The 3,697-nt window shown below is 64.1% G+C and carries 5 protein-coding genes and 1 tRNA gene; 5 read left to right on the forward strand and 1 reads right to left on the reverse strand.

The features are described from left to right. Both EOD07_RS26455 and EOD07_RS26460 read left to right on the forward strand, forming a co-directional pair. The coding region (locus tag EOD07_RS26455) for a creatininase family protein (protein ID WP_164772544.1) at positions 1–726 on the forward strand (726 nt) is incomplete at its 5' end. Beyond that, positions 723–1,886: a YncE family protein gene (locus tag EOD07_RS26460; protein ID WP_127237511.1), complete on the forward strand. Its 1,164-nt coding sequence runs from the start codon at positions 723–725 to the stop codon at positions 1,884–1,886. The genes EOD07_RS26455 and EOD07_RS26460, both read left to right, overlap by 4 nt. Positions 1,887–1,928: 42 nt before the next feature. Here the strand turns inward: EOD07_RS26460 and EOD07_RS26465 are convergent. Then, positions 1,929–2,013, reverse strand: a tRNA-Leu gene (locus EOD07_RS26465). Positions 2,014–2,031: 18 nt separating this feature from the next. On the opposite strand from EOD07_RS26465, the gene EOD07_RS37790 reads away from it, so the two are divergent. The 3 genes from EOD07_RS37790 (at position 2,032) to EOD07_RS26475 (ending at position 3,480) form a co-directional block, all read left to right on the forward strand. Further along, positions 2,032–2,184, forward strand: a complete 153-nt coding sequence (locus EOD07_RS37790) for a hypothetical protein (RefSeq protein ID WP_164772545.1) — start codon at positions 2,032–2,034, stop codon at positions 2,182–2,184. Positions 2,185–2,349: 165 nt separating this feature from the next. Beyond that, the gene (locus EOD07_RS26470) at positions 2,350–2,937 is read left to right on the forward strand and encodes a YqaA family protein (protein WP_071070678.1); all 588 of its coding nucleotides are present in this window, start codon (positions 2,350–2,352) and stop codon (positions 2,935–2,937) included. A gap of 24 nt (positions 2,938–2,961) precedes the next feature. Further along, positions 2,962–3,480, forward strand: coding sequence for a disulfide bond formation protein B (locus EOD07_RS26475; RefSeq protein ID WP_071070676.1), 519 nt, complete (start codon positions 2,962–2,964; stop codon positions 3,478–3,480). The last annotated feature ends 217 nt before the right edge of the window (positions 3,481–3,697 follow it).

Genomic DNA, 3,697 nt, shown 5'->3' on the forward strand with positions numbered 1-3,697 from the left:
GACCAGACCTGGACCGAGTTGCGCGACCTCGTCGCGGCGGGAACGACCACGATCATCGTCCCGATCGGCGGCACCGAGCAGAGCGGCCCGGCAATGGCGCTAGGCAAGCACAATGTGCGGGTGAAGGCCCTCGCCGAAAAGATCGCGACGAAGCTGGGCAACGCGCTGGTCGCGCCGGTTGTCGCCTATGTGCCGGAAGGCAATATCGATCCGCCCACCGAGCACATGCGTTTTCCGGGAACCATCACCATCAGCGACAAGACTTTCGAGCAATTGCTGGAGTCCGCGGCTCGCAGCTTCAGGCATGCCGGCTTCAAGACGATCGTGCTGATCGGAGACCACGGCGGCTATCAGGCCGACGAACGCCATGTGGCCGACCGGCTCAATGCCGAGTGGAAAAAGACCTCCGTTCGGGTCTTTGCCGCGCTCGATTACTATCGGTTCGCGCAAGGCCCTTACACTGACAAGCTCCTGGCCGCCGGCGCCACCCGCGCCGAAATCGGAACCCATGCCGGCCTCGCCGACACCTCGCTGATGCTCGCCATCGACCCGTCCCTGGTGCGCAAGGATCGTCTTGCAAGCTCGCCAAAGCTCGGAGCCGGGGATGGCGTTTATGGCGGCGATCCGGCAAGGTCCTCTACGGAATTCGGGCAACTCGGCGTGGATCTCATCGTCGACGGGACGACGGATGCGATCCGCGCCTTCATCGCAAGTCAGCCAAAATGATCGGGACTTTTCTGCGCTTCATCCGTCTTGGCGCGCCACTGGCGCTGCTTGTCTCGCTGCAGCCCGGCGTTTCGCATGCCGGCTCCTGCCCGGAGGATTGCAGCGATCCGCCGCCGGCGCCGGTCAACATCTACAGCCAGACCACGGCCGGCCATCTGAGCCCCGCCACGGCCGGCGCGCTGCCGCGCGTCTATGTGCCGAACCGCTCCTCCAACTCCGTCTCGGTGATCGACACCGTAACCTTGAAGGAGGTCGACCGCTTCCCGGTCGGCAGCAAGCCGCAGCATGTCGTGCCGTCCTGGGATTTGAAGACGCTGTGGGTCGCCAACAACGGCACCGGCAGGAACGGCAGCCTGACGCCGATCGACCCCATGACGGCCAAGCCCGGCCAGCAGATTCCGGTCGATGACCCCTATAATCTCTATTTCATGCCGGACGGCAGCGCGGCAATCGTCGTCGACGAGGCGATGAAGCAGCTCGATTTCCGCGACCCGCACACCATGGCATTGAAATCGAGCCTGCCGACGCCGACCTGCCCCGGCATCAACCATGCCGATTTTTCGGTTGATGGCGCTTACGCGATCTTCACCTGCGAATATGGCGATGGCGGCCTGGCCAAGATCGACCTGAAGAACCAGAAGGTGCTCGGCCATCTCGACCTGTCGAAGATGGGCATGCCGCAGGACATCCGCCTCTCGCCCGATGGCAAGGTCTTCTACGTCGCCGACATGATGAATGACGGCGTCTTCCTGATCGACGGCGACAGTTTTCGGGAAATCGGCTTCATCCCGACCGGCATCGGCACGCATGGCTTCGTCGTCAGCCGCGACGGCAAGCGCCTCTATGTCTCGAACCGCGGCTCGCACAAGATGGAGCAGGGCAAGGCCAAGGGCCCGGGCAGCGTGACGGTGATCGACTTCGCCACCCGCGCCGTGGTCGCGCAATGGCCGATCCCCGGCGGCGGCAGCCCCGACATGGGCAATGTCAGCGCCGACGGCAGGCAGCTTTGGCTCTCCGGCCGCTTCGACAGCGACGTCTACATGATCGACACGACGAGCGGCGCCGTGACGAAAATCCGCGTCGGCGTCGAGCCGCACGGACTGACGGTGTGGCCACAGCCCGGAAGGTATTCGCAAGGGCATACGGGGAATATGCGGTAGGGCGCTTGGATGGCCTGCCCCCGAAGCTCGCAGAGCGAAGGGTGGTGCCCCTAGCCGGGATCGAACCAGCACTCCTTGTGGAACTCGATTTTGAGTCGAGCGCGTCTACCAATTCCGCCATAGGGGCTCAGGCCGGGCGGCCTGGATGGGCGCGGACTATACGGGCGGATGGGTGTTCGTCAACTGGCCTGTTGCGTATTTTGCCCGCGCAAACGGCGGCATTGGCCACCCTTCGGCCATCGTGGCCACGCAGACATTGTGCGGCGCGGAAAATCTTTCTAGACAGACGAAGCGTTGAGCGCCTCGCATCCGGAAGCTGGATGCGGCGCTTTGGGTCCTTGTCTTCCTGCCTGCCGTTGCCCAAAACCGCCAAGCGTCTCGGGTGACATTGATCAGAGCAATTCCTGGAAAAGTGCGCTGCGGTTTTCCGTCCGGAATTATATCGACCGCATTAGGAGAGCCTATGCTTCGCGGACTATACGACTGGACCCTGTCGCTGGCGGCGCGCAAGTCCGCCGAATGGTGGCTGGCCTTCATCGCCTTCGTCGAAAGCTCGGTGTTCTTCATCCCGGCCGACGTGCTGTTCCTGCCCATGGCGTTGGCGCGGCCCGAACGCGCCTATCGCTACGCGCTGACCGCCACGGTTGCGTCCGTGCTGGGCGGCATCGCCGGCTGGCTGATCGGCTACTATGCCTACGACACGATAGCCCGCCCGATCCTGGAGCATTTCGGCGGCCTTGCCACATTCGAGAGGTGGCAGTCGTCCGGCGCCGGGCTGATGCTGGTGCTGCTCGTCACGTCCGGCGCCGCGCATCTGCCGCCGATCAAGGTCGTCACCATCCTGGCCGGCGCGCTTCACGTCAATCTCGCCGTCTTCATCGTCTCGGCCATCGTGGCGCGCGGCGCGCGTTTCCTTTTGCTTGCCTGGCTGCTGCGACGCTACGGCGAGTCGATCAGGGAGTTCATCGAAAAGCGCTTGGGATTGATTGTCGGCGCGGGCGCCGCTGCCCTGATTTTGCTCTATATCCTCGTCAGATACGCCCACGGATAGCGACGCAACAAACGGACCCGATAGATGACCGCGACCATGAATGCCGACACCGGACGCCAGCGCACGCGCGCGGCGCTGTTTCTCGCCGTCGCCATGGCCGCGACCGTCGGCTCGGCGCTCGCCTTCCAATATATCGGCGGCTACATCCCCTGCCATCTCTGCCTCGAGCAGCGCACGCCCTACTATATCGGTGCGCCGCTGATGGTGCTGGCGGCGATCACCTCGATGCTGCGCGCGCCGGCCTGGGTGACGCGAGGCCTGCTGGCGATCGGCGGCCTGTTGATGCTCTACGGCCTCTATCTCGGCGTCTACCATTCCGGCGTCGAATGGGCGTGGTGGCCGGGCCCTGCCGACTGCACCGCCGGCGCCGGCCCGGTCGACACCGGCGGCAAGGGCGTGCTCGACGCGCTCGACAAATTCGTGCCGCCCTCCTGCGACAAGGCGGCGCTTCGCATCCTGGGTCTGTCACTCGCCGGCTGGAACGCCATCGCCAGCCTCATCCTCGCCGCAGTCGCCTTCCGCAGCGCGCTCGCGCGCGACTGAGCCAGCACCTAAGCGCCGACGCGAGATCGTTCAAAGAATTCGGCAGGATAGTCGTATGAAGTGAGTGTCGAGAACCGGAGCGGAGCGTACTTAAAGCATGTCGCGTTTAATTGGCCTCATAACCGGCAGCTTTGAAGAAGTTTCTGCACTGTAGCGGGTCGAACAGGTCGCATATGTCCTTGAGTGCGCTGCATATGTCGTCGAAGGATCGCGCGGC

This window comes from Mesorhizobium sp. M2C.T.Ca.TU.002.02.1.1 (genome assembly GCF_003997225.1).

Bases quoted from the DNA above. Each gene is read 5' to 3' on its own strand.
- EOD07_RS26470 (WP_071070678.1), top strand. From the start codon at position 2,350: ATGCTTCGCGGACTATACGACTGGACCCTGTCGCTGGCGGCGCGCAAG.
- EOD07_RS37790 (WP_164772545.1), top strand. From the start codon at position 2,032: ATGGGCGCGGACTATACGGGCGGATGGGTGTTCGTCAACTGGCCTGTT.
- EOD07_RS26475 (WP_071070676.1), top strand. From the start codon at position 2,962: ATGACCGCGACCATGAATGCCGACACCGGACGCCAGCGCACGCGCGCG.
- EOD07_RS26460 (WP_127237511.1), top strand. From the start codon at position 723: ATGATCGGGACTTTTCTGCGCTTCATCCGTCTTGGCGCGCCACTGGCG.